A 22,741-nucleotide genomic window follows, 5' to 3' on the forward strand; every position below is an offset into this window, starting at 1 on the left:
GTTCGCGTGGCGCTTGTATTCAAATAAGAGGAGGACACTCGTATGACCACCCTGACTCGTGCCGACTGGGAACAACGTGCCCGCGACCTGAAAATCGAAGGCCGCGCCTACATCAACGGTGAATACACCGCAGCCGTTTCCAACGACACTTTCGAGTGCATCAGCCCGGTCGACGGCCGTGTATTGGCGAGCATTGCCAGCTGTGACGCCGTCGATGCCCAGCGCGCCGTGGACAATGCCCGCGCCACCTTCAATTCCGGCGTCTGGTCGCGCCTGGCGCCGGCCAAGCGCAAGTCGGTGATGATCCGTTTTGCCGGCCTGCTCAAGCAGCACGCCGAGGAACTGGCGCTCCTGGAAACCCTGGACATGGGCAAGCCCATCAGCGACTCCCTGCAAATCGACGTTCCCGGCGCGGCACAAGCCCTGAGCTGGAGCGGCGAGGCCATCGACAAGATCTACGACGAAGTCGCCGCCACCCCCCATGATCAGCTGGGCCTGGTGACCCGTGAGCCAGTGGGCGTGGTCGCGGCCATCGTGCCGTGGAACTTCCCGCTGATGATGGCCTGCTGGAAACTGGGCCCGGCGCTGTCCACCGGCAACTCGGTGATCCTCAAGCCTTCGGAAAAATCCCCGCTGACCGCCATTCGCATCGCCGCCCTGGCCGTGGAAGCCGGGATTCCGGCTGGCGTGTTCAACGTGCTGCCCGGCTACGGTCACACTGTGGGCAAGGCCCTGGCCCTGCACATGGATGTGGACACTCTGGTGTTCACCGGTTCTACCAAGATCGCCAAGCAGCTTCTGGTCTACTCCGGTGAATCCAACATGAAGCGCGTCTGGCTGGAAGCCGGCGGCAAGAGCCCGAACATCGTGTTCGCCGATGCCCCGGACCTGCAGGCCGCCGCCGAATCGGCCGCCAGCGCCATTGCCTTCAACCAGGGCGAAGTCTGCACCGCCGGTTCCCGCCTGCTGGTGGAGCGTTCCATCAAGGACAAATTCCTGCCTCTGGTGATCGAGGCCCTGAAAGCCTGGAAGCCGGGCAATCCACTGGACCCGGCCACCAACGTCGGTGCCCTGGTGGACACCCAGCAGATGAACACCGTGCTGTCCTACATCGAGGCCGGTCATGCCGATGGCGCCAAGCTGGTGGCCGGTGGCAAGCGCACCCTGCAGGAAACGGGCGGCACCTACGTGGAGCCGACGATTTTCGATGGCGTCAGCAACGCCATGAAGATTGCCCAGGAAGAGATCTTTGGCCCGGTGCTGTCGGTGATTGCCTTCGACAGCGTGGAAGAGGCGATCCAGATTGCCAACGACACTCCTTACGGACTGGCGGCGGCAGTGTGGACCGCGAACATCTCCAAGGCTCACCTGACCGCCAAGGCCTTGCGTGCCGGCAGCGTCTGGGTCAACCAGTACGACGGCGGCGACATGACCGCGCCCTTCGGCGGCTTCAAGCAGTCGGGCAACGGTCGTGACAAGTCGTTGCATGCGTTTGACAAATACACCGAGCTGAAAGCGACCTGGATCAAGCTCTGAGCCTTCGGGTTTGAGGTGATGCGCCCCCAGGGGCGCTTTCACCGGCCAGCCGGCTTCCTGCCGCAGCCCTCGATCCACAGCGCAGCCGGACTTTCCGCCAGGGGAGTCCGGCTGTGTTGTCTGTGCCTTGCAGAACAATGATCCACAGGAGCGTGGAAATGCGTTGGGCGACCTATTTCGCCGTTTTGGCCGCTGTCCTGAGTGTTGGCCTGGCCCTGGGTGTCAGCATGCCGCTGGTGTCGTTTCGCCTGGAAGGCTGGGGTTATGGGCCCTTTGCCATTGGCGTCATGGCGTCGATGCCGGCTTTTGGCGTGTTGCTTGGGGCCAAGCTCGCCAGCCGCCTGGCAGCTCGTTTCGGCACCGCGGGCCTGATGCGCCTGTGCCTGTGGGGCGGGGCGCTGTCGATTGGATTGCTGGCGCTGTTGCCCAATTACCCGCTGTGGCTGGTGCTGCGCCTGGGCCTGGGCACGGTTCTGACCATCGTCTTCATCCTCGGTGAAAGCTGGATCAACCAGCTGGTGGTCGAGCAGTGGCGTGGGCGGCTGGTTGCGCTGTATGGCAGTTGTTACGCCTTGAGCCAATTGGCCGGGCCTTTGCTGCTGGGAGCCCTGGGCACCGAAACTGACTACGGCTTCTGGGTCGGGGTCGGGCTGCTGCTGGTATCGCCCTTGCTGTTGATCGGCCGCAGCGGCGCGCCAGTGACCGAAGCCTGCAGCGTGACCCTGGGTGACCTGGGGCGCTTTTGCCGTGGGCTGCCGGCGATTGCCTGGGCCGTGGCACTGTTCGCCGCCTTCGAGGCAATGATCCTGACGCTGTTACCGGTGTATTGCCTGCGCCAGGGCTTCACCGAAGACATCGCCCTGGCGATGGTCAGTACCGTGGTCGTCGGCGATGCGGTGCTGCAACTGCCGATTGGCGCCTTGGCCGATCGCTTGTCGCGGCGCTCCCTGTTCACCGGCTGCGCCGTGGCACTGCTGTTGTCGAGCCTGGCGATCCCGCTGTTGCTCCACACGGTGCTGATCTGGCCGTTGTGGGTGCTGTTCGGGGCCAGCGCCGGGGGCTTGTTCACCCTGTCATTGATTCTGATCGGCGAGCGTTATCGCGATGACGCCCTGGTGCGCGCCAACGCGCATGTGGCGCAACTCTGGGGCATTGGTTGCCTGATCGGGCCGCTGGTGGCGGGGGCGGGCAGCCAGTGGGTCAGCGGCCATGCCTTGCTGTGGTTGATGGTGGCCGGGGCCTTGGGGCTGATTGTGCTGTTGCTGCGCCAGGGGGCATTGGGTGCTGCGGTGCCGCAATCGGTATAGGCTGCTGGGCTGCTGGTTCAATCAGGACGTTCAGATGACACTCAAGACAATCAAGGGGTTCGGTGCAGCGCTGTGGGTGCTGACGTTTTCGCTCGCCGGCTTCGCCGATGCCGCGCCCAAGGGGCCGTCGGTGGAGCGGCTCAAGCAGTTGGCGCTCAAGGAGTGCCTGGACGATAACTACGAGCGTTTGCAGTTCTACAAGGCGTTCGACCTGCACGACGCTTCCTACTTCGTCGATCTGGTGCAACTGGACCGCGAAGGCTCCGGCCTGCGCCCCCGGGCCCTGAGCAACTTCGTCAAGCAGCAGACGGGCAGCTTCCATGTCGGCGGGCCGTCGATGAAGAACGAGGCCGGTTACCCGATCAACGCGATTTTCGAACGCTGCATGGGCTTCTATCACTCGCCGGGGCTGGAGGCCTTTATCCAGAACCAGCTGCTCAAGCGCTGACAGGCCCGGGTCGATCTAGAGCATGCGCTCCAGGCCGACGCGGGTGCTCAGCCAGGCGTTGATGCGCCGCCACCAACTGCCCGGTTCCCGGCTCAGGCTGTGCAACTGTTGGTTGTCTTCGGTCACCCAGATGATCTTGCCGTCCTGCAGCCTGGCTTCGTAGCTCAGGGCCGGGGCCATGCCTTGCAGGGCCAGGGCGCGCAGGTGCCCGGCCAGTTCCGGGCTGTCCACCAGGACCCCGACTTCGGTGTTCCACAGCACCGAGCGCGGGTCGAAGTTGAACGAGCCGACAAAGGATTTCTGCCGGTCGAAAATCATCGCCTTGCTGTGCAGGCTCGAGTCCGAACCGCGCCAGGTACTGCGCAACAGGTGGGGGCCGCTGCCGCCGTGGTCGCCGGGCTGGCGGCGCAATTCGAACAGCCGTACCCCGTGCTCCAGCAGGGCCTTGCGGTAAGGCGCGTAGCCGCCGTGCACCGCGGGCACATCGGTGGCTTCCAGGGAGTTGGTCAGGAGGCTCACGTGCACCCCGGCGTCGGCGCGTCCGGTGAGGTACACCAGGCCCGGCTGGCCGGGCACGAAGTAGGCTGAAACCATGATCAGTTCCTTGCTGACCCCCTTGAGCTCCGGCGCCAGCTGGGTGGTCAGCAGCAGGTGCGGGTCTGGATCGCCCTTGGCCAGGACCTTGGTCGGTGCGTCCCACAGGGCCTGGTTCCAGGCCCAGATCAGCTCCTTGCGCCAGATGTCCATGCGCGGCTGGGTCCGGTAGGTCTTCAGTTGCCGGTACAGCGCCTGGTTTTGCCGGCGGTTGTCCTGCAGCGACTCCTCCAGGCGCTGGCGGGTGTTGTCCAGGGCCTTGGCCGAAGGGGTACTGGACAGGAACTCGCCGATGGGCCGGCTCAGGGCGCTGTTCCAGTACTGGTCGAAGCTATGCCCCAGCTGCTCGGCCACCGGCCCCACGCTAAGCATGTCGATGTCGGTGAAGTTCAGGTTGGGTTCGGCATCGAAATACTCGTCCCCCAGGTTGCGCCCGCCGACGATGGCCACGCTGTTGTCCGCCAGCCACAGCTTGTTGTGCATCCTCCGATGCTGCTGCGACAGGTTGAACAGGCGCCCCATGGCCCGAGTCAGCCCGGTGCTGCGGCCCAGGTGCAGCGGGTTGAACAGGCGGATCTGGATCTGTGGGTGGGCGGCCAGGGTGGCGATGATCTGGTCCAGGCCGTCGCTGGTGGTGTCGTCGAGCAAGATGCGCACGCGCACGCCACGGTCGGCGGCCTTGAGCAGCTCGTCCACCAGCATGCGCGTGCTGACCCCGTCATGGACGATGTAGTACTGCAGATCGAGGCTGCTCTGCGCGCTGCGGATCAGTTCGGCGCGGGCCATGAAGGCCTCGGTGCTGTTGGACAGCAGGCGAAAGCCCGAGCGCCCCTGATGGGGGGCGGCCTGGGCCCGGATCGATTGGGCAAAGCTGGAGTGGCTGGCGGGCAGGGCCTGGCTGGGCTGGTAGGGCACTTCGAGGGTGGCGCAGCCGCCCAGCCCGAGGCTCAGCAGTAAAAGCCAGGTGAATACCTGTAAACGGCTCAAGTCAGGTCATCTCGCATCACGGCACGAATTGGCATGGGACGGCTGGCTTCCTGCAACAGGTCGGGATCAGCCCGGGTTCTCGCTGAGCAGCTTGATGGCCGCGGCTCCGACCTTGCGGACCGCGTCTTCGATCTGCGCGGTTGGCTTGGCAGCGTAGTTCATCCGCAGGCAATTGCGGTATTTGCCCGAGGCGGAAAAGATGCTGCCCACGGCGATCTGCACGCCCTGATCCAGCAGCACCCGATTGAGCTTCAGAGCATCAAATCCCTCGGGGAGTTCGATCCACAGCATGAAACTGCCTTGTGGGCGGCTGGCGCGGGTCTCGGCGGGGAAGTAGCGGTTGACCCAATCGAGCATCAGGTCGCGATTGCGCTGGTACTGAGTGCGCATCTTGCGCAAATGGGGCTCGAAGTGACCGCTCTTGAGAAACTCGGCGATGGCCACCTGCGGCTGCGGGGCCGTGGAGCCGGTGCTGATGTATTTCATGTGCAGCACCCGCTCCAGGTAGCGGCCGGGGGCGACCCAGCCGATGCGCAGGCCCGGGGCCAGGGTCTTGGAGAAGGAGCTGCATAGCAGCACCCGGCCGTCGTCGTCGAAGGACTTGATGGTGCGCGGGCGCGGGTAGGTGTAGGCCAGCTCGCCGTACACATCGTCCTCGATGATTGCCACGTCGAAGCGCTGGGCCAAGGTCAGCAATGCCCGCTTGCGTGACTCCGGCATGATGTAGCCCAGGGGGTTGTTGCAGTTGGGGGTCAACTGTATGGCCTTGATCGGCCACTGTTCCAGGGCAAGTTCCAGGGCTTCCAGGCTGATGCCGGTAATCGGGTCGGTGGGGATTTCCAGGGCCTTCATGCCCAGGCCCTTGAGGGTCTGCATGGCGCCGTGAAAGCTCGGCGAGTCGACGGCGATGATGTCCCCCGGCTCGCAGATGGCGCGAATGCTGGTGGACAGCGCCTCGTGGCAGCCGGTGGTGATCACCAGATCACCGGCCCCCAGCTGGCAGCCGGAATCGAGCATCAGCCGCGCCACCTGCTCGCGCAGCTCAAGCACGCCGTAGATGTTGTCGTAGTGCAGGCCGGGCATGTCCTGGCGCCGGCTGAGGCGGGCCAGGGCTCGCAGCAGGGGCTTCATGGTCGGCGTGGTGATGTCCGGCATGCCGCGGCCCAACTGCACCACGTCCTTGCGCGGCACGGCGCGGATCAGCTCCAGGACCTGGTCCCATTGAGAAATTTCCACCGGCCTTTGTGCCGGACGCCCGACTGCCGGCAAGGCGGGCAGCTCGCGACTGGGGGGCACGAAGTACCCGGACTTGGGCTTGGGCATCGCCAGTCCGTTGTCTTCCAGCAAGCGATAGGCCTGCTGCACGGTGCTCAGGCTGACCCCGTGCTCGACGCTCAGGGCGCGTACCGAGGGCAGGCGATCTCCCGGGCGGTAGAAGCCCTGTTCGATGCGGGTGCCCAGGAGTTCGGCGAGGTTCACATAGAGGGTCATGGCGTGGGCTCGAAGTGACGGTGGCTGAGAACCAGTACAGATGGGGTGAAAATACAGGATTCAGCGCTATTTCTGGCAAAACTGTATGGAGTTAATACCGCTGTTTTGAGTCTGTAATGGTTTTGTGGCGCCACGCATCATGTCTGCTCATGGCAATTTGAGCAAACAGGAGCAATGCAAATGAACGGCTTGAGCGATGTGCGGCTGTCGTTACGCGGTCAGGAGCTGGAGGCGGAGCATGAATGGTCGGCGGCGACGCTGCCGCGCAGCGTGCCGCCGGGCTTGAGCACCTGGGGGCTGTACTGGCATCGGCTGCGCACCCGCAAGGCGTTGCTGGAGCTGACCGCCACGCAGTTGCGCGATGTCGGACTCAGTCCCGAGCAGGCGCGGGCCGAGGGCCTCAAGCCCTTCTGGCGTCTGTGAGCGACGGCGACTGGCTGGCGCTGGGCGTCAGACCAGCTCCTTCAGGCGATGCCAGAGCATGCCCAGGGCCAGCAGGGGCGAGCGCAGGTGCTTGCCGCCGGGGAAGGTGATGTGCGGCACCCGGGCGAACAGATCGAAGCCACCGCCGTGCTGACCGCTGATGGCCTCGCCCAGCAGTTTGCCCGCCAGGTGCGTGGCATTCAGGCCGTGGCCGGAATAGGCCTGGGCGTAATACACATTGGGTTGGTCCTTGAGGCGGCCGATCTGCGGCAGGCGGTTGGCGCCGATGCCGATCATGCCGCCCCACTGGTAGTCGATCTTCACTGCGGCCAGTTGCGGGAACACTTCCAGCATCTTGGGCCGCATGTAGGCGGCAATGTCCTTGGGGTCGCGTCCCGAGTAGTGGCAGGCACCACCGAACAGCAGTCGGCGGTCGGCCGAGAGCCGGTAGTAGTCCAGGGCCACGCGCTGGTCGCAGACCGCCATGTTCTGTGGCAGCAGTTCCCGGGCCAGGGCCGGGCTCAAGGGCTCGGTGGCGATGATGTAGCTGCCGGCGGGCAGGACCTTGCCCCCCAGCTCCGGGTTGAGGTCGTTGAGGTAGGCGTTGCAGCCCAGGACCAGGGTCTTTGCGCGGACCGTGCCCCGGGCGCTGTGCACCTTGACCTCGGGGCCGTAGTCGATACGGGTGACGGCCGAATGCTCGAACAGTCGCACCCCCATCTGTTGCGCCGCCCGGGCTTCGCCCAGGGCCAGGTTGAGCGGGTGCAGATGGCCCGAGCCCATGTCGATCAGGCCGCCAACGTAGCGCTTGGAGCCCACCACGCTGTGCATCTCATCGGCCTGCAACAGGCGGGTTTCATGGCGATAGCCCAGGCTGCGCAGCTCCTCGGCATCTGCGGCGAAGCCTTCAAGGTCCGCCGGCTTGTTGGCCAGGTCGCAGTAGCCCCAGGTCAGGTCGCAGGGGATCTGCAGGCGCTCGATGCGCTGGCGGACGATGTCCACGGCTTCCAGGCCCATGAGCTTCATCTGGCGCACGCCATCGCTGCCGATCACCTTGGTGAACTGCTCAAGGCCGTGGCCGACCCCGCGAATCAGTTGCCCGCCGTTGCGTCCGCTGGCGCCCCAGCCGATCTTGCGGGCTTCCAGCAGGACCACGCTGAACCCGCGCTCGGCCAGTTCCAGTGCGGTATTGAGTCCGGAGAACCCGCCGCCGACCACGCATACGTCCGCCGTCAGCTCGCCCGCCAGGGCCGGATAGTCGGGCTGCGGCAGGCTGCTGGCGGCGTAGTAGGAGGCGGCGTGCTGAGGGCTGGCGGGCATGGAAAGGGTCCTGATTGTGGCGTCTGGAAAAATTCACGGAGCATAAGCTGGGGCTTTCCGTCGCGGCAACCGCGGGACGCCCGGCCCTGTCTGCTGCGGGGCATTTGAGGCAGAATCCACGGCTGTTCCTGTCCCGGTAGCCTTTTTCATGAGCTGTAACCGTCAAATCGTCCGCAGCCTGCGTCAGCAGATTCCCTCTTTCGAGTGCGTTCCTGGTTGCCACGACTGCTGCGGCCCGGTGACCACCTCGCCGGAGGAAATGTCCCGCCTGCCGCGCAAGACCGCCGCCGAGCAGGAGGCTGCCATGGACGAGCTCAACTGTGTGCATCTGGGGCCCGATGGCTGCACGGTGTATGACGAGCGTCCGCTGATCTGCCGTCTGTTCGGTACGACGCCGAGCCTGCCGTGCCCCAACGGTCGGCGCCCGGTGGAGATGATCCACCCTCGGGTCGAGAAGCAGATCCACGCCTACATGGCCAGCAATCGCCAGGTCCTGGTCTAGCCACCCGCACTCCGTAGGAGCCGGTTTGCCGGCGAAAGCGCCGCAGCGCCTGGCTCCGCCTCGACTCAATCCGGAATCGGCAGGCTCAGGCTTTCCTTCACTTCTTCCATGACGATGTAGCTCTTGGATTCCCGCACGTGGGGCAGCTTGAGCAGGATGTCCCCCAGCAGCTTGCGATAGGACGCCATCTCCGAGATCCGCGCCTTGACCAGGTAGTCGAAGTCGCCGGACACCAGATGGCACTCCAGCACGTGGGGCAGCTTCAGCACCGCTCGGCGAAATTCCTCGAAGGTATCGCCGGACTTGTAGTCCAGGCTGATCTCGACAAACACCAGCAGGCTGCCCTTGAGGTGCTGCGGATTGAGCCGGGCGTTGTAGCCCATGATGATTCCCTCGCGCTCCAGGCGGCGTACGCGCTCGGTGCAGGGGGTCGTGGACAGTCCGACCCGCTCTCCCAGCTCGGTGAAGGAAATGCGCCCATCGGCCTGGAGAATCCGCAGGATATTGCGATCTATCTTGTCCAGGGCACGACGGGTCTGATGATTGGTGCGCATAGGGGATGCCCCTCCGTGAAAAGCCATATTGCCGAGAATTCTCGCCAAATATAGGCGGTTATATAGTGAAAATCACTGCTCATTGTTTCTTACACTGCGCTCATCTTTGCTCTGAATAACAAACGTCAGCGGTCATGCCGCGATGAGGGAAATGAAAATGCGCGTTCTGGTCTTGGGCAGTGGCGTTATCGGAACTACCAGTGCCTATTACCTGGCCCGGGCCGGGTTTGAAGTGACAGTGGTGGACCGCCAGCCGGCTGCAGCCATGGAAACCAGTTTCGCCAACGCCGGTCAGGTATCGCCTGGCTATGCCTCGCCCTGGGCTGCCCCGGGCGTGCCGCTCAAGGCCATCAAGTGGCTGTTGCAACGCCACGCGCCGCTGGCGATCAAGGCCACCGCCGATATCGATCAATACCTGTGGATGGCGCAGATGCTGCGCAACTGCACTGCCAGCCGCTATGCCGTGAACAAGGAGCGCATGGTGCGTCTGTCCGAGTACAGTCGCGACTGCCTCGACGAACTGCGGGCGGAAACCGGCATCGCCTACGAAGGCCGCAGCCTGGGCACCACCCAGCTGTTCCGTACCCAGGCGCAACTGGATGGCGCAGCCAAGGACATCGCCGTGCTCAAGGAGTCCGGCGTGCCGTTCGAGTTGCTGGATCGTGACGGCATTGCCCGGGTCGAACCGGCCCTGGCCAGCGTCACCGACATCCTCGCCGGCGCTCTGCGCCTGCCCAACGACCAGACCGGCGACTGCCAGATCTTCACCACGCGCCTGGCGGAAATGGCCGCCAAACTGGGTGTGGAATTCCGTTTTGGCCAGGACATCCAGCGCCTCGACTTCGCCGGTGACCGGATCAACGGCGTGTGGATCGACGGCAAGCTGGAAACCGCCGATCGCTACGTGCTGGCCCTGGGCAGCTACTCGCCGCAACTGCTCAAGCCGCTGGGCATCAAGGCTCCGGTGTACCCGCTCAAGGGGTACTCCCTGACCGTGCCGATCACCAATCCGGCCATGGCCCCGACTTCGACCATCCTCGACGAGACCTACAAGGTCGCGATCACCCGTTTCGACAACCGCATCCGTGTTGGCGGTATGGCTGAGATCGCCGGTTTTGACCTGTCGCTGAACCCGCGCCGGCGTGAAACGCTGGAGATGATCGTCAACGATCTCTATCCTCAGGGCGGCAATCTGGCCGAGGCCAGTTTCTGGACCGGCCTGCGTCCGACCACGCCAGACGGCACGCCGATTGTTGGCGCGACGCCGTTCAAGAACCTGTTCCTCAACACCGGTCACGGCACCCTTGGCTGGACCATGGCTTGCGGTTCCGGTCGTTTGCTGGCGGATCTGATGGCCAAGAAAAAGCCGCAGATCAGCGCCGAAGGCCTCGATATTTCCCGTTATGGCAACCCTCAGGAGTCAGCTAAACATGTCAATCCAGCGCCAGCTCACCAATGAGCGCATGAGTCAGATCGTCGCTCACAGCGGTACGGTGTATCTGTCCGGGCAGGTCGGCGATGACATGAGTGCCGGGATCGAACAGCAAACCCGGGAAACCCTGGCCAACATCGAGCGTCTGCTGGATCTGGCGGGCACCGACAAGAGCAAGCTGCTGTCGGTGACCATCTACCTGAAGGACATCGATGCCCACTTCGCCGGCATGAACAGTGTCTGGGACCAGTGGCTGCCAAAAGGCGTGGCACCGGCCCGGGCCACCGTCGAAGCCAAGCTCTGTGAGCCGGAAATCCTGGTTGAGCTGTCGGTCGTCGCCGCTCTGCCTTAAACGATAAGATCCCTCTCCCGGTGCCGGTGGCGTTCACCGTCATCCAGCACCGGTTTTTTATTCCCCCATGACCGCCTAGAAGTCTGCCGCCATGCGTCCTGCCCGTGCCCTGATCGATCTCCAAGCCCTGCGTCACAACTACCAACTGGCCCGTGAAGTCTCGGGTGTCCGCGCCCTTGCGGTGATCAAGGCCGATGCCTACGGTCATGGCGCTGTGCGTTGCGCCCAGGCACTGGAGGGCGAGGCCGACGGCTTTGCCGTGGCCTGCATCGAAGAGGCCCTGGAACTGCGCGCCGCCGGTATTGGTGCGCCGATCCTGCTGCTGGAAGGTTTCTTCGAAGCCTCCGAGTTGGCGCTGATCGTCGAGCATGATTTGTGGTGCGTGGTGCATTCCCTGTGGCAGCTGGAAGCGATCGAGCAGGCCGCCGTGGCCAAGCCGCTGACGGTCTGGCTCAAGCTGGATTCGGGCATGCACCGGGTCGGTCTGCATCCCAAGGACTATCAGGGCGCCTACCAGCGCCTGCTGGCCAGCGGCAAGGTCGAGAAGATCGTGCTGATGAGCCACTTTGCCCGCGCTGACGAGCTGGACTGCCCGCGCAGCAGCGAGCAGGTCGCGGTATTCGAAGCGGCTCGACAGGGGCTGGGGGCTGAAATCAGCTTGCGCAACTCGCCGGCGGTCATGGGCTGGCCGAGCGTGCCCAGTGACTGGGTGCGTCCCGGCATCATGCTTTATGGCGCCACGCCGTTCGAAGAAAACAACTCCGTGGCCGAGCGGCTGCAGCCGGTCATGACCCTGGAATCCAAGGTGATCTGCGTGCGTGAGCTGCCCGCCGGCGAGCCGGTGGGCTACGGCGCCAAGTTCGTCACCGACAAGCCGATGCGCATCGGCGTGGTCGCCATGGGCTACGCCGACGGCTATCCGCGGCATGCGCCGACCGGCACTCCGGTGCTGGTGGAGGGCCAGCGCAGCCGCCTGCTGGGCCGCGTCTCCATGGACATGCTGTGTGTCGACCTGACGGATGTGCCACAGGCCGGGCTGGGTTCCAGGGTGGAATTGTGGGGCAAGAACATCCTTGCCAGCGAGGTCGCGCTGGCTGCCGAAACCATTCCTTATCAGCTGTTCTGCAACCTGCGCCGGGTGCCCCTGGTGTACTGCGAAGGCTGAGATTACGCGGCCTGTACCGAAAGTCGCCTGCCTTTGGGGGAATCGGGAGCAAGTGTTGTAAATACTGAACGCTGTCGCCATGATAACGCTCAATTACAACAACGCCTGATTCCCGCCTAGGAGGCTGCCGCATTGGACGTCGGTGAACGACTGCAATCCATCCGTAAACTGAAAGGTCTTTCCCAGCGTGAGCTCGCCAAGCGTGCGGGCGTCACCAACAGCACCATTTCAATGATCGAAAAGAACAGCGTCAGTCCTTCGATCAGCTCGCTGCGAAAGGTGCTGGGTGGCATTCCCATGTCCATGGTCGAATTCTTTTCCGAGGAAATCCTCCAGGAAACGCCTTCTCAGATCGTCTACAAGGCTCATGAACTGATCGACATCTCCGATGGCGCGGTCACCATGAAGCTGGTGGGTCGGGCTCATCCGAGCCGCGCCATCGCCTTCCTCAATGAAATCTATCCGCCGGGTGCCGACACCGGCGAAGAGATGCTCACCCACGACGGCGAGGAAACCGGCATTCTTCTCGAAGGCCGCCTGGAGCTGGTGGTAGGGCTGGAAACTTTTGTCCTCGAAGCCGGTGACAGCTACTACTTTGAGAGTACGAAGCCACATCGTTTCCGTAATCCGTTCGATGTTCCGGCGCGACTAATCAGCGCAGCCACTCCGGCGAACTTCTAGCTCAAGGGGCGTCCTGCAAGGCTTGCCACAAAGCCCCAGCGACATTTTGCCGCGAATAAGACCCCTTCGACTTTGGGGTTGTTTCAGTGTGGCGGGCTAACCGTTATACTTTCGCCCGCCTGCGAAACCGTGGCCGCAGGCGTGACTAGCCACCATTGAGGGTGTACGCGTGAACCTAATTATGAAAATGCTGGCCGCACCAGCAACCGTATTGGCCCTTTGGGCAGTCAGCGCTCAAGCTGCGACTAATGACGACATTGCCAAGCGTCTTGAGCCTGTCGGCCAGGTCTGCGTCCAGGGGCAGGAATGCAAGGGTATGGAAGTGGCCGCCTCTGCGGGCGGTGGTGGTGGCGCGAAGTCCCCGGATGACGTGATTGCCAAGCACTGCAACGCCTGCCACGGCACTGGCCTGTTGGGCGCACCGAAAATCGGTGACACCGCGGCCTGGAAAGAGCGCGCCGATCACCAGGGCGGCCTCGACGGCATCCTGGCCAAGGCCATCACCGGGATCAACGCCATGCCGCCTAAAGGCACCTGCGCCGATTGCTCCGATGACGAGCTCAAAGGTGCAATCCAGAAGATGTCCGGTCTGAAATAAGCCGCCATCTTCAGCGAAAAAGCCGCTTACGAGCGGCTTTTTTGTGGGCGCAATTCGCTCGACGCACTGTTCAATGCAGCAAACTCCCGGCAAGCTCGGTCCAACCTCAACACATGGACAGTCCCTGGAGGGTCAGATGCTGCAATCCTGTTCTATCGAGCATGCGGTGGATGAAGTGCTTGCCCGTTTGCCGCCACACATTCACCTGGGCATGCCCCTGGGGCTGGGCAAACCCAATCGCTTCGTCAACGCCCTGTACCGGCGCATTGCCCGGTTGCCGGAACGCCAACTGACGATCTACACCGCCCTGAGCCTGGGCCGGCCATCCCTGGGCGATGGTTTGCAGAAGCGCTTTCTCGAGCCTTTTGTCGAGCGGGTGTTCGGCGACTACCCGGAACTGGACTTTCTCGCCGACCTGCGTCGCGACAGCCTGCCGGCGAACGTTCGGGTCCAGCAGTTCTTCATGCAGCCCGGCAGCCTTTTGCACAGCGACCCGGCGCAGCAAGATTACGTCAGCAGCAACTACAGCCACGCCGCCCGCGACATCAATGCCGCCGGCCTGAACCTGGTGGCGCAACTGCTGGCCCGTGATCCGCAGCACCCCGAACGCTTGAGCCTGAGCTGCAACCCGGACATCACCCTCGACCTGCTGCCGATGATTGCCAAGCGCCGTGCGGCGGGGGAAACCATCCTGATCCTCGGCCAGGTCCACAGCGACCTGCCTTACATGCCGGGGGACTGCGAAATCGACGCCGCGGACCTCGACCTGCTGATCGACGAGGAGGAGCGCAGCACCCTGTTCTCCACGCCGAACATGCCGGTGAGCGTCCAGGATCACTGCATCGGCCTGCATGCCAGCACCCTGGTGCGCGACGGCGGCACCTTGCAGATCGGCATTGGCTCCATGGGTGACGCGCTGACCGCAGCCTTGCTGGCGCGGCAGGCCGACAACCAGGGGTATCGCGCCCTGCTGGCGGATCTGCAGGTGGATCATTGGCAGGCACTGATCGACCGCGAAGGCGGCGTCCAGCCCTTTGCCCAGGGGCTCTATGGTTGCAGTGAAATGTTCGTCAATGGCCTGCTGGCCCTGGCGGATGCCGGGATTGTGCGGCGCAAGGTCTACCCGACGCTGGAGCTGCAACGGCAAGCCAACGCCGGCACCCTGGACCTTGGGGCGCCTGGCGGGGTTTCGATCCACGGCGGATTCTTCCTCGGGCCGCACAGTTTCTATCAGCGTCTGCGAGAGCTGCCCAAGCCCAAGCTGGCGGAGTTCAACATGACCGCCATCAGTTTCATCAACGAGCTGTATGGCGATGAAGAGCTCAAGCGCCTGCAACGCCGCGATGCGCGGTTTATCAACAGTGCCTTCACCATGACCCTGATGGGCGCCGCCGTGTCCGATCAGTTGCAGGGCGGGAAGGTGCTGAGCGGTGTCGGCGGGCAATACAACTTCGTTGCCCAGGGCCATGCCCTGGCGGATGCCCGTTCGGTGCTGATCCTGCGCAGCTGGCGCGAGTCGGGTGGGGAGGTGAGCTCCAACATCGTCTGGGAGTACGGGCACTGCACCATTCCCCGGCATCTGCGGGACATCGTGATCACCGAGTACGGCATCGCCGATCTGCGGGGCAGGACGGATGCGCAGGTGATCGAGGCGCTGCTCAATATCAGCGATTCACGCTTTCAGCCCGGGTTGCTGGAGCAGGCGCAGAAAGCCGGCAAGCTGCCGAAGGATTTTTGCCTGGATCCGCGTTTTACCGACAACAGCCCACAGCGTCTGCAGAGGATTCAGGCGCGTCACCACCAGCTGTTCCCGGAGTATCCGCTGGGCAGCGACTTCAGCGACGAGGAGCGTGATCTGTTGCGGGCGCTGAACTGGCTCAAGAGCAAGTTCAAGCTCAGCGAGATCCTCGAACTGGGCAAGGCGGCTCTCGATGCACCGGAACCTGAGGCATTTGCAGCGCACCTTGAACGCATGGGGCTGGAGCAGCCCGATGGACTGCGGGAGGAGCTGTATCAGCGGTTCCTGCTGGCAGGGCTGCAGGCCACGGCACCCACGTTGTCGTAGGAGCCGGCTTGCCGGCGAATGGGCCATCAAGTCTTGCATTGCTCTGAAGGGCTCCTTCGCTGGCAAGCCAGCTCCTACACAAGCCAGCTCCTGCGGGTGGGGTTATTCGATGAAGGTGACCACGCCGCCAGCCAGGGATTTGACCCGGGCCAGGGATTCCACGCGGTAGCCCTGGGCGTCCAGTTCGGCGCGGCCACCCTGGAAGGACTTCTCGATCACGATGCCCAGGCCGGCCACGGTGGCGCCAGCCTGCTTGATGATCGAGATCAGCGCCTGGGACGCCTTACCGTTGGCCAGGAAGTCGTCGATGATCAGCACGCGGTCGCTGCTGGTCAGGTGCCGCGGCGAGATGGCCACGGTGCTTTCCACCTGTTTGGTGAAGGAGTACACGGTGGCCGACAGCAGGTTCTCGGTCAGGGTCAGGGACTGGTGCTTGCGGGCGAAGATCACCGGTACGCCCAGATTGAGGCCGGTCATGATGGCCGGGGCAATCCCCGAGGCTTCGATGGTGACGATCTTGGTGATGCCCGAATCCTTGAACAGCGTGGCGAATTCGTCGCCGATCAGCTTCATCAACTGCGGATCGATCTGATGGTTCAGAAAGGCGTCGACTTTCAGTACTTGATCGGAAAGCACGATGCCTTCTTCGCGAATTTTCTTGTGCAGTGCTTCCACGGAGCTTCCTCAAATAGCGCCTGTTGCGCCAAAGGTCAGTTAAAAATAGTCGATTTTAGCGCTTTAACATCGCGCGTATATCCGCCAAAGCGCTATTGCCGCGAACGGCTTTGACTTCGGTCGGCGTGTCGTCGTTGCCTTCCCAGGCGAGATCGTCCGGGGGCAGTTCATCGAGGAAGCGGCTGGGCGCGCAGTCGATGATTTCACCGTACTGCTTGCGCTTGGCGGCAAAGGTGAAGGCCAGGGTCTGGCGCGCGCGGGTGATGCCCACGTAGGCCAGGCGCCGTTCTTCCTCGATGGTGTCGGCTTCGATGCTGGAGCGGTGGGGAAGGATTTCCTCTTCCATGCCCATGATGAACACGTAGGGAAATTCCAGGCCCTTGGAGGCATGCAAGGTCATCATCTGAACACCCTCGGCGCCTTCTTCCTCTTCCTGCTGGCGTTCCAGCATGTCCCGCAGGACCAGCTTGCCGATGGCGTCCTCGACGGTCATTTCGCCGTCTTCGTCTTTTTCCAGGGTGTTCTTCAGGGCCTCGATCAGGAACCAGACGTTGCCCATCCGGTAGTCCGCGGCCTTGTCGCTGGAGCTGTTGGTGCGCAGCCAGTTCTCGTAGTCGATGTCCATGACCATGCTGCGCAGGGCGGAGATCGGGTCTTCGCCGGCGCATTGTTCACGGACCCGGTCCATGAAGCGCTTGAAGCGCGCCAGGCGATCGGTGAAGCGGCTGTCCAGGTGTTCGCCCAGGCCGATCTCATCGGTGGCGGCATACATCGAGATCTTGCGCTCGGTGGCGTAGTTGCCGAGTTTTTCCAGGGTCGTGGAGCCGATTTCCCGGCGCGGCACGTTGATCACCCGCAGGAAGGCGTTGTCATCGTCCGGGTTCACGATCAGGCGGAAGTAGGCCATCAGGTCCTTGACTTCCTGGCGTCCGAAGAAGCTGTTGCCGCCGGACAGGCGATAGGGCACCTGATGGTGCTGTAGCTTGAGTTCGATCAGCTTGGCCTGGTAGTTGCCCCGGTAAAGAATGGCGAAATCGCTGTAGGGCCGGTCGGTGCGCAGGTGCAGGCTGAGGATCTCCATGGCCACTCGCTCGGCCTCGGCATCTTCGTTGCGGCAGCGGATCACGCGGATCTCGTCGCCGTGGCCCATTTCGCTCCACAGCTGTTTTTCGAACTCGTGGGGATTGTTCGAGATCAGCACGTTGGCGCAGCGCAGGATGCGGCTGGTGGAGCGGTAGTTCTGCTCCAGCATCACCACTTTCAGGGACGGGTAGTCCTCCTTGAGCAGCATCAGGTTTTCCGGCCGCGCGCCGCGCCAGGCGTAGATCGACTGGTCGTCGTCGCCCACCACGGTGAACTGGTTGCGCTTGCCGATGAGCATTTTCACCAGCAGGTACTGGCTGGCGTTGGTGTCCTGGTATTCGTCCACCAGCAGGTAGCGCACCTTGTTCTGCCATTTTTCCAGGATGTCGGCGTGTTCTTCGAACAGCTTCACCGGCAGCAGGATCAGGTCGTCGAAGTCCACCGCGTTGAACGCCTTGAGCGTGCGCTGGTAGTGGGTGTAGACGATGGCCGCGGTCTGTTCCTTGGGGTTGCGGGCATTTTCCAGGGCTTGGGCCGGCAGGATCAGGTCGTTCTTCCACGCGCCGATCATGTTCTTGATCTCGTCGACGCCGTCGTCCCCGGAATACTCCTTCTGCATGATGTCGGTCATCAGGGCCTTGACGTCGGTTTCGTCGAAGATCGAGAAGCCCGGTTTGTAGCCCAGCCGCGCATGCTCCTTGCGGATGATGTTCAGGCCCAGGTTGTGGAAGGTCGACACCGTCAGGCCGCGGCCTTCGCCGGCGCGCAGCAGGGTGCCGACCCGTTCCTTCATTTCTCGCGCGGCCTTGTTGGTAAAGGTCATGGCGACGATGTACTGGGCGCGGATACCGCAGTTCTGGATCAGGTGGGCAATCTTGCGGGTGATCACGCTGGTCTTGCCGGAGCCAGCACCGGCGAGCACCAAAAGAGGGCCGCCGACATAGTTCACGGCTTCTTGCTGCCGGGGATTGAGTCGGGACATGACAGTAAAAGGAGATCGGTTGCGAAAAGGGCGGGCATTTTAACAGGCTGGACGGATTCTGCTGCTGTCTCCGACTTGTGACGCATAACGCGATCTAAATTTGCCGGTTTTGATACTTTCCCTCAGGATGCTCGCTGAATATGCGCCTAATGTTCGAGTTAGAGCGGTACAAGAAATTGCGCATGATAATCAATATCATTTGTTATTGCTTATTTGCGCGCCATAATGCCCGCCGCCAACTTATTTTGCAGAGTCTAGGGAGCTAGCTTGTCTAAGCCTGTCGAACCCTTGCGTTTGCTGCTACTGGCCGAAGAGCCTGTGTGGACAGCGTTGTTGCGTGAGTGTGTCGCTCCGTTGGGAGACTCGGTGGTATTGATCAGTGCTCCCAACTGGGAGTCGGTCAGCCGTTTGTTTGAAGACGATCGCCATGCGGTCCTGTTGACCATTGCGCAACTGCAGCCCGGTCCCGGGCGTTGCAGCCTGCCGACCATCCTGTTGCTGGACCAGGAGCCCGAAGTGGCCCCGGTGGGCGTCAGCGACTGGTTGGTGGGTTCCTGCCTGAGCACCGATGCCTTGCGCCGTTGCCTGCGCCACGTGCGCGAACGCGGCGTGCTGGAAACGACCCTGCAGCGCCTGGCCGAGCAGGACCCCCTGACCGGCATCGCCAACCGCCAGGGCTTCCAGACCCTGCTGGCTGCGCGTCTGGCGGAAAACGACGGTCGCGGCCTGGCCCTGGGCCATCTGGACCTGGACAACTTTCGCCACGCCAACGACGCCCTCGGTCATCAGGCCGGCGACCGCCTGATCCTGCAGGTGGTTTCGCGGCTCAAGAGCCAATTGGAGGCCGGAGATCAACTGGCCCGCCTGGGCAGCGACGAATTCGCCTTGCTCATCGACACCCGCCGCGCGCCCCAGCGTGCCGAGTGGATGGCCGAACGCATCACCGAAGCCATGGCCGAGCCCTACTGGGTCGACGGTGAAAGCCTGTTGATCGGCTGCAGCCTGGGAATTGCCCATGCCCGGGCCAATGCCGGCGCCGACCCGTTGATGTGGCATGCGCATATCGCCATGCAGCAGGCCAAGAGCACCCAGGGCTGCACCTTTCATATCTTCAACGAGCGGATCAACCGCAACGCCCGCAGCCTCGCCGACCTGGAAAGCGAACTGCGCCGGGCCTTGCGCCGTGACGAACTGGAGCTGCATTACCAGCCCCGGTTGAACCTGCACGATGGCAAGATCGTCGGCCTCGAAGCCCTGGTGCGCTGGCGCCACGGCGAGCGCGGCTTACTGCCCCCCAGCGAGTTCGTGCCCCTGGCCGAGCAGAGCGGGCTGATCGTGCCCCTGGGCTACTGGGTGATTTCCCGTGCCCTGCGGGACATGCAGGCCCTGCGCGAGCGCGGGCTGCCGCCGCTGCACATGGCGGTCAACCTGTCGTTCCGCCAGTTCCAGGACAGTCAGTTGCTCTCGACCCTGAGCCGGCTGATTGCCGAGCGCGGCGTCGAGGCCCAGTGGCTGGAGTTCGAGCTGACGGAAACCGCCGTGATGCGCCGCAGTGACTTGGTGAAACAGACCATGGATGCCCTCGGGCGCCTGGGGGTGCGTTTTTCCCTGGACGACTTCGGCACCGGGTTCTCCTCTTTCGTTCACCTCAACAGCCTGCCGATCACCCTGCTCAAGGTCGACCGGAGCTTTGTCGGCGGCATGGAGCAGCGGGAGGAGAACCGCAAGCTGGTGCACGCCATGATCAACCTGGCCCACAACCTCAACCTGGATGTGGTGGCCGAAGGCGTGGAAACCGCAGAGCAACTGGCGTTGCTGCGGGGCTTTGGCTGCGATCAGGTCCAGGGCTACCTGATCAGCAAGCCGTTGCCCCTGGCGCAACTGATGGATTACCTGACCTTCGGCAGCAGCCTGCAGTCGTTGCAGGACGGCAGCGCCTGAGACGCCGCTCACCGCCGTGGCCGACGGTGAGCGGCGCCTGTCACTCCGTCGCGCCGGCCGACAGGCTCACGGTCGCGACTTGGGGCTCGCGCTTGATCATGCGGTGCATCCGCCATTCGAACGCCAGGGTCAGGCTAATGGCCGCACAGGCCAGGCCCAGGGCCAGGCCCCACCAGACACCGGTCGGTCCCCAGGCCAGGGTAAAGGCCATCAGCCAGGCCGCAGGCGCGCCGATCAGCCAGTAGCAGCCCAACCCCACCAGGAAGGTGGTCTTGGCGTCCTTGAGGCCGCGAATCGCGCCCATGGCGATGGTCTGGGTGCCGTCGAACAGCTCGAACCAGGCCGCCACCGCCAGCAGACTCACCGCCAGCCGGATCACCTCGGCGAATGCCGGGTCGTTGTGGTCGAGGAACAGTCCGATCAACTGGTTGGGCAGCAGCCAGAAGACCATGGCGAACCCGAGCATCGCCACCGCGCCGAAGGCGATGCCCACCCGCCCGGCCAGCCGCGCATCGGGCAGTTGCCCGGCACCGTAATGCTGGCCGATGCGCATGGTGATGGCGTAGGAGATGCCCGCCGGCACCATGAACGCCACTGACACGATCTGCAGGGCGATCTGGTGCGCCGCCAACTGGGTGCTGCCCATGGTGCCCATGCACAGCGCAGCGAAGGCGAACAACCCGACCTCCACGGCATAGGTGCCGCCAATGGGCAGGCCCAGGCGCCACAGCTCCCGCAGGTACTGGGTATTCAAGCGGGCCAGGCCCCGGCGCAGCGGGTAGGCGGCATAGGCCGGATGGCGCTTGATGTGCCAGGCCAGGGCCAGGGCCATGCAGTTGGCGACGATGGCGGTCACCAGGCCGATCCCCACCAATCCCAGTTTCGGCAGGCCGAACATGCCGGTGATCAATGCATAGTTGAGCAGGAAGTTGGCCACCGTCCCCGCCAGGCTGATGACCATCACCGGGGTGGCCCGGCCGATGGCGCTGGTAAAACCGCGCAGGGCCATGAAACTCAGGTAGCCGGGCAGGGCGAATGGCAGGATCAGCAGGAACTGGCCGGCAGCCTGGACGTTGCTCGGGGTCTGACCGAACAGCAACAACAGCGGTTTGAGGTTCCACAGCAGCAGTCCCGCCACCAGGGCCATGATCCAGGCCAGCCACAGGCCGGCCTGGGTCAGACGAGCGGCGCCCTCGATGTCACCGGCGCCCTGACGAATCGCCACCAGGGTGCCCACCGCGGCAATCACGCCGATGCAGAAAATCGACACAAAGGAATAGCTGGCCGCCCCCAGGCCGCCGCCTGCCAAGGCTTGCGGGCTGATGCGGGCCATCATCAGGGTGTCGGTGAGGACCATCAGCATGTGCGCCAGTTGCGAGGCGATCAACGGCCCCGCCAACCGCAGGATGGCCCAGAGTTCGGTGCGTGCTGGATGCTGCATGGTCATCAGGCTCGATTCTTGAAAATTCGGGGAGAGCGCTGATTCTCGGCGCTTACAGCGCATAGCACAAAAGGATAAAAATACTTGCTGGCATGATAAAAACTCATGCGAAGCCATTTTCTGCCAGCCTGGCGCGCTGGTGTTTTCCGGAGCACATCCATGTCTCGTCGTTTGCCTCCTCTGTATGCCTTGCGTGCCTTTGAAGCGGCGGCACGCCACAGCTCGTTCACCCGTGCCGCCGAAGAACTGTCGATTACCCAAAGCGCGGTCAGCCGGCATATCCGTACCCTGGAGGATCACTTCGCCTGTCGGCTGTTCCAGCGCAGCGGGCGCAACCTGCAACTGACCGAGGCGGCACGCCTGCTGCTGCCGGGGATCCGCGAAGGCTTTGGCGCCCTGGAGCGGGCCTGCAATACCTTGCGGGCCGAAGACGACATCCTGCGCATGAAGGCGCCCTCGACCCTGACCATGCGCTGGCTGCTGGCACGGCTCAGCCGCTTCCGCCACCTGCAGCCGGGCAACGAGGTACAGCTCACCAGTGCCTGGATGGACGTGGACTCGGTGGATTTCAATCAGGAACCCTTCGACTGCGCGGTGTTGCTGAGCAATGGCCACTTTCCTCCGGACTGGGAAGCCAGCTACCTGTTCCCCGAGCTGTTGATCCCGGTGGGGGCGCCGAACCTGCTCAACGACCAGCCCTGGGATGTGGCGCGGCTGGCCGCCACCGAGCTCTTGCACCCCACGCCGGACCGCCGTGACTGGCGCAGCTGGCTGGAGCACATGGGGCTTACCGATCAGGTGTCGCTCAAGGGCGGGCAGGTGTTCGACACCCTGGAGCTGGGGATGATCGCGGCGGCGCGGGGCTATGGCGTGTCCATGGGCGATTTGCTGATGGTGGCCGAGGATGTGGCCCAGGGCCGCCTGAGCCTGCCCTGGCCGACAGCGGTGGCCAGTGGCCTGAATTACTATCTGGTATGGCCCAAGACCCGGCCCGGGGGTGAACGTTTGCGGCGTCTCAGCGATTTTCTCCAGGGCGAGGTCCAGGCCATGCAATTGCCCGAGGTAGAGCGCCTCGGCTGAAACGATGCAGTGCCTGGCCGGCGGGCACGGGCAGATATCCTTGCAATCCGCTCAAGTATCGACGAGCTCCGCCGAAGCCTTGGG

At 63.6% G+C, this 22,741-nt stretch carries 20 protein-coding genes; 13 read left to right on the top strand and 7 right to left on the bottom strand.

Going from position 1 to position 22,741, the window contains the following annotated elements; translation table 11 throughout:
• Positions 1–42 precede the first annotated feature (42 nt).
• From DNK59_RS24360 to DNK59_RS24370, 3 genes are all read left to right on the top strand, one after another.
• A complete protein-coding gene (locus tag DNK59_RS24360) occupies positions 43–1,536 on the top strand; it encodes an aldehyde dehydrogenase (protein ID WP_110724911.1) in 1,494 nt (497 codons plus the stop codon).
• A gap of 158 nt (positions 1,537–1,694) precedes the next feature.
• Entirely contained in the window at positions 1,695–2,843 is a 1,149-nt protein-coding gene (locus tag DNK59_RS24365; RefSeq protein WP_092317596.1) for an MFS transporter, read from the top strand.
• 34 nt (positions 2,844–2,877) lie between these two features.
• A complete protein-coding gene (locus DNK59_RS24370; RefSeq protein ID WP_110724912.1) occupies positions 2,878–3,291 on the top strand; it encodes a hypothetical protein in 414 nt (137 codons plus the stop codon).
• Between the two features lie 15 nt (positions 3,292–3,306).
• Here DNK59_RS24370 and DNK59_RS24375 read toward each other — a convergent pair whose 3' ends face one another.
• Positions 3,307–4,872, bottom strand: coding sequence for a phospholipase D family protein (locus DNK59_RS24375; RefSeq protein WP_110724913.1), 1,566 nt, complete (start codon positions 4,870–4,872; stop codon positions 3,307–3,309).
• 66 nt (positions 4,873–4,938) lie between these two features.
• The gene (locus DNK59_RS24380; protein ID WP_110724914.1) at positions 4,939–6,363 is read right to left on the bottom strand and encodes a PLP-dependent aminotransferase family protein; all 1,425 of its coding nucleotides are present in this window, start codon (positions 6,361–6,363) and stop codon (positions 4,939–4,941) included.
• Between the two features lie 180 nt (positions 6,364–6,543).
• Between DNK59_RS24380 and DNK59_RS24385 the strand changes: the two genes are divergently transcribed.
• Complete coding sequence (locus tag DNK59_RS24385) at positions 6,544–6,786, top strand: DUF1127 domain-containing protein (RefSeq protein ID WP_092317584.1); 243 nt, start codon at positions 6,544–6,546, stop codon at positions 6,784–6,786.
• Between the two features lie 27 nt (positions 6,787–6,813).
• Here the strand turns inward: DNK59_RS24385 and DNK59_RS24390 are convergent, their stop codons facing one another.
• A complete protein-coding gene (locus DNK59_RS24390) occupies positions 6,814–8,106 on the bottom strand; it encodes an FAD-binding oxidoreductase (RefSeq protein WP_092317581.1) in 1,293 nt (430 codons plus the stop codon).
• A 148-nt stretch (positions 8,107–8,254) separates the two neighbouring features.
• Between DNK59_RS24390 and DNK59_RS24395 the strand changes: the two genes are divergently transcribed.
• Positions 8,255–8,608, top strand: a complete 354-nt coding sequence (locus DNK59_RS24395) for a YkgJ family cysteine cluster protein (protein WP_092317578.1) — start codon at positions 8,255–8,257, stop codon at positions 8,606–8,608.
• A gap of 65 nt (positions 8,609–8,673) precedes the next feature.
• Here DNK59_RS24395 and DNK59_RS24400 read toward each other — a convergent pair whose 3' ends face one another.
• Positions 8,674–9,162, bottom strand: coding sequence for an Lrp/AsnC ligand binding domain-containing protein (locus tag DNK59_RS24400; RefSeq protein WP_011064210.1), 489 nt, complete (start codon positions 9,160–9,162; stop codon positions 8,674–8,676).
• Between the two features lie 157 nt (positions 9,163–9,319).
• Between DNK59_RS24400 and dadA the strand changes: the two genes are divergently transcribed.
• The 6 genes from dadA to DNK59_RS24430 all read left to right on the top strand — a co-directional run bounded on the left by dadA (position 9,320) and on the right by DNK59_RS24430 (position 15,455).
• Positions 9,320–10,621 carry a D-amino acid dehydrogenase gene (gene dadA / locus DNK59_RS24405; protein ID WP_110725057.1) on the top strand — a complete coding sequence of 434 codons (1,302 nt, stop codon included), beginning with the start codon at positions 9,320–9,322 and terminating at the stop codon, positions 10,619–10,621.
• Positions 10,593–10,946 carry a RidA family protein gene (locus DNK59_RS24410; RefSeq protein WP_110724915.1) on the top strand — a complete coding sequence of 118 codons (354 nt, stop codon included), beginning with the start codon at positions 10,593–10,595 and terminating at the stop codon, positions 10,944–10,946. The genes dadA and DNK59_RS24410 overlap by 29 nt, the downstream gene beginning before the upstream one ends.
• Before the next feature lie 91 nt (positions 10,947–11,037).
• A complete protein-coding gene (alr, locus tag DNK59_RS24415) occupies positions 11,038–12,111 on the top strand; it encodes an alanine racemase (protein WP_110724916.1) in 1,074 nt (357 codons plus the stop codon).
• A gap of 132 nt (positions 12,112–12,243) precedes the next feature.
• Positions 12,244–12,792, top strand: coding sequence for a cupin domain-containing protein (locus tag DNK59_RS24420; protein ID WP_015637462.1), 549 nt, complete (start codon positions 12,244–12,246; stop codon positions 12,790–12,792).
• Between the two features lie 181 nt (positions 12,793–12,973).
• Complete coding sequence (locus DNK59_RS24425) at positions 12,974–13,390, top strand: cytochrome c5 family protein (protein WP_011064205.1); 417 nt, start codon at positions 12,974–12,976, stop codon at positions 13,388–13,390.
• A gap of 136 nt (positions 13,391–13,526) precedes the next feature.
• Positions 13,527–15,455 (top strand): acetyl-CoA hydrolase/transferase C-terminal domain-containing protein, encoded by a 1,929-nt coding sequence (locus tag DNK59_RS24430; protein WP_110724917.1) that lies wholly within the window; start codon positions 13,527–13,529, stop codon positions 15,453–15,455.
• Positions 15,456–15,557: 102 nt separating this feature from the next.
• Here DNK59_RS24430 and DNK59_RS24435 read toward each other — a convergent pair whose 3' ends face one another.
• Positions 15,558–16,130: a xanthine phosphoribosyltransferase gene (locus tag DNK59_RS24435; RefSeq protein WP_016968070.1), complete on the bottom strand. Its 573-nt coding sequence runs from the start codon at positions 16,128–16,130 to the stop codon at positions 15,558–15,560.
• Positions 16,131–16,185: 55 nt separating this feature from the next.
• Complete coding sequence (rep, locus tag DNK59_RS24440; protein WP_092317563.1) at positions 16,186–18,195, bottom strand: DNA helicase Rep; 2,010 nt, start codon at positions 18,193–18,195, stop codon at positions 16,186–16,188.
• A 267-nt stretch (positions 18,196–18,462) separates the two neighbouring features.
• On the opposite strand from rep, the gene DNK59_RS24445 reads away from it, so the two are divergent.
• Positions 18,463–20,136 (top strand): bifunctional diguanylate cyclase/phosphodiesterase, encoded by a 1,674-nt coding sequence (locus tag DNK59_RS24445; protein WP_110724918.1) that lies wholly within the window; start codon positions 18,463–18,465, stop codon positions 20,134–20,136.
• A gap of 40 nt (positions 20,137–20,176) precedes the next feature.
• Here DNK59_RS24445 and DNK59_RS24450 read toward each other — a convergent pair whose 3' ends face one another.
• Positions 20,177–21,577 (bottom strand): NorM family multidrug efflux MATE transporter, encoded by a 1,401-nt coding sequence (locus tag DNK59_RS24450; protein ID WP_177431299.1) that lies wholly within the window; start codon positions 21,575–21,577, stop codon positions 20,177–20,179.
• A gap of 159 nt (positions 21,578–21,736) precedes the next feature.
• On the opposite strand from DNK59_RS24450, the gene DNK59_RS24455 reads away from it, so the two are divergent.
• Positions 21,737–22,657, top strand: a complete 921-nt coding sequence (locus DNK59_RS24455; protein ID WP_092317554.1) for a LysR substrate-binding domain-containing protein — start codon at positions 21,737–21,739, stop codon at positions 22,655–22,657.
• The last annotated feature ends 84 nt before the right edge of the window (positions 22,658–22,741 follow it).

It is taken from the genome of Pseudomonas sp. TKO26, assembly GCF_003225665.1.
In the GTDB taxonomy this organism is placed as follows: domain Bacteria; phylum Pseudomonadota; class Gammaproteobacteria; order Pseudomonadales; family Pseudomonadaceae; genus Aquipseudomonas; species Aquipseudomonas saponiphila.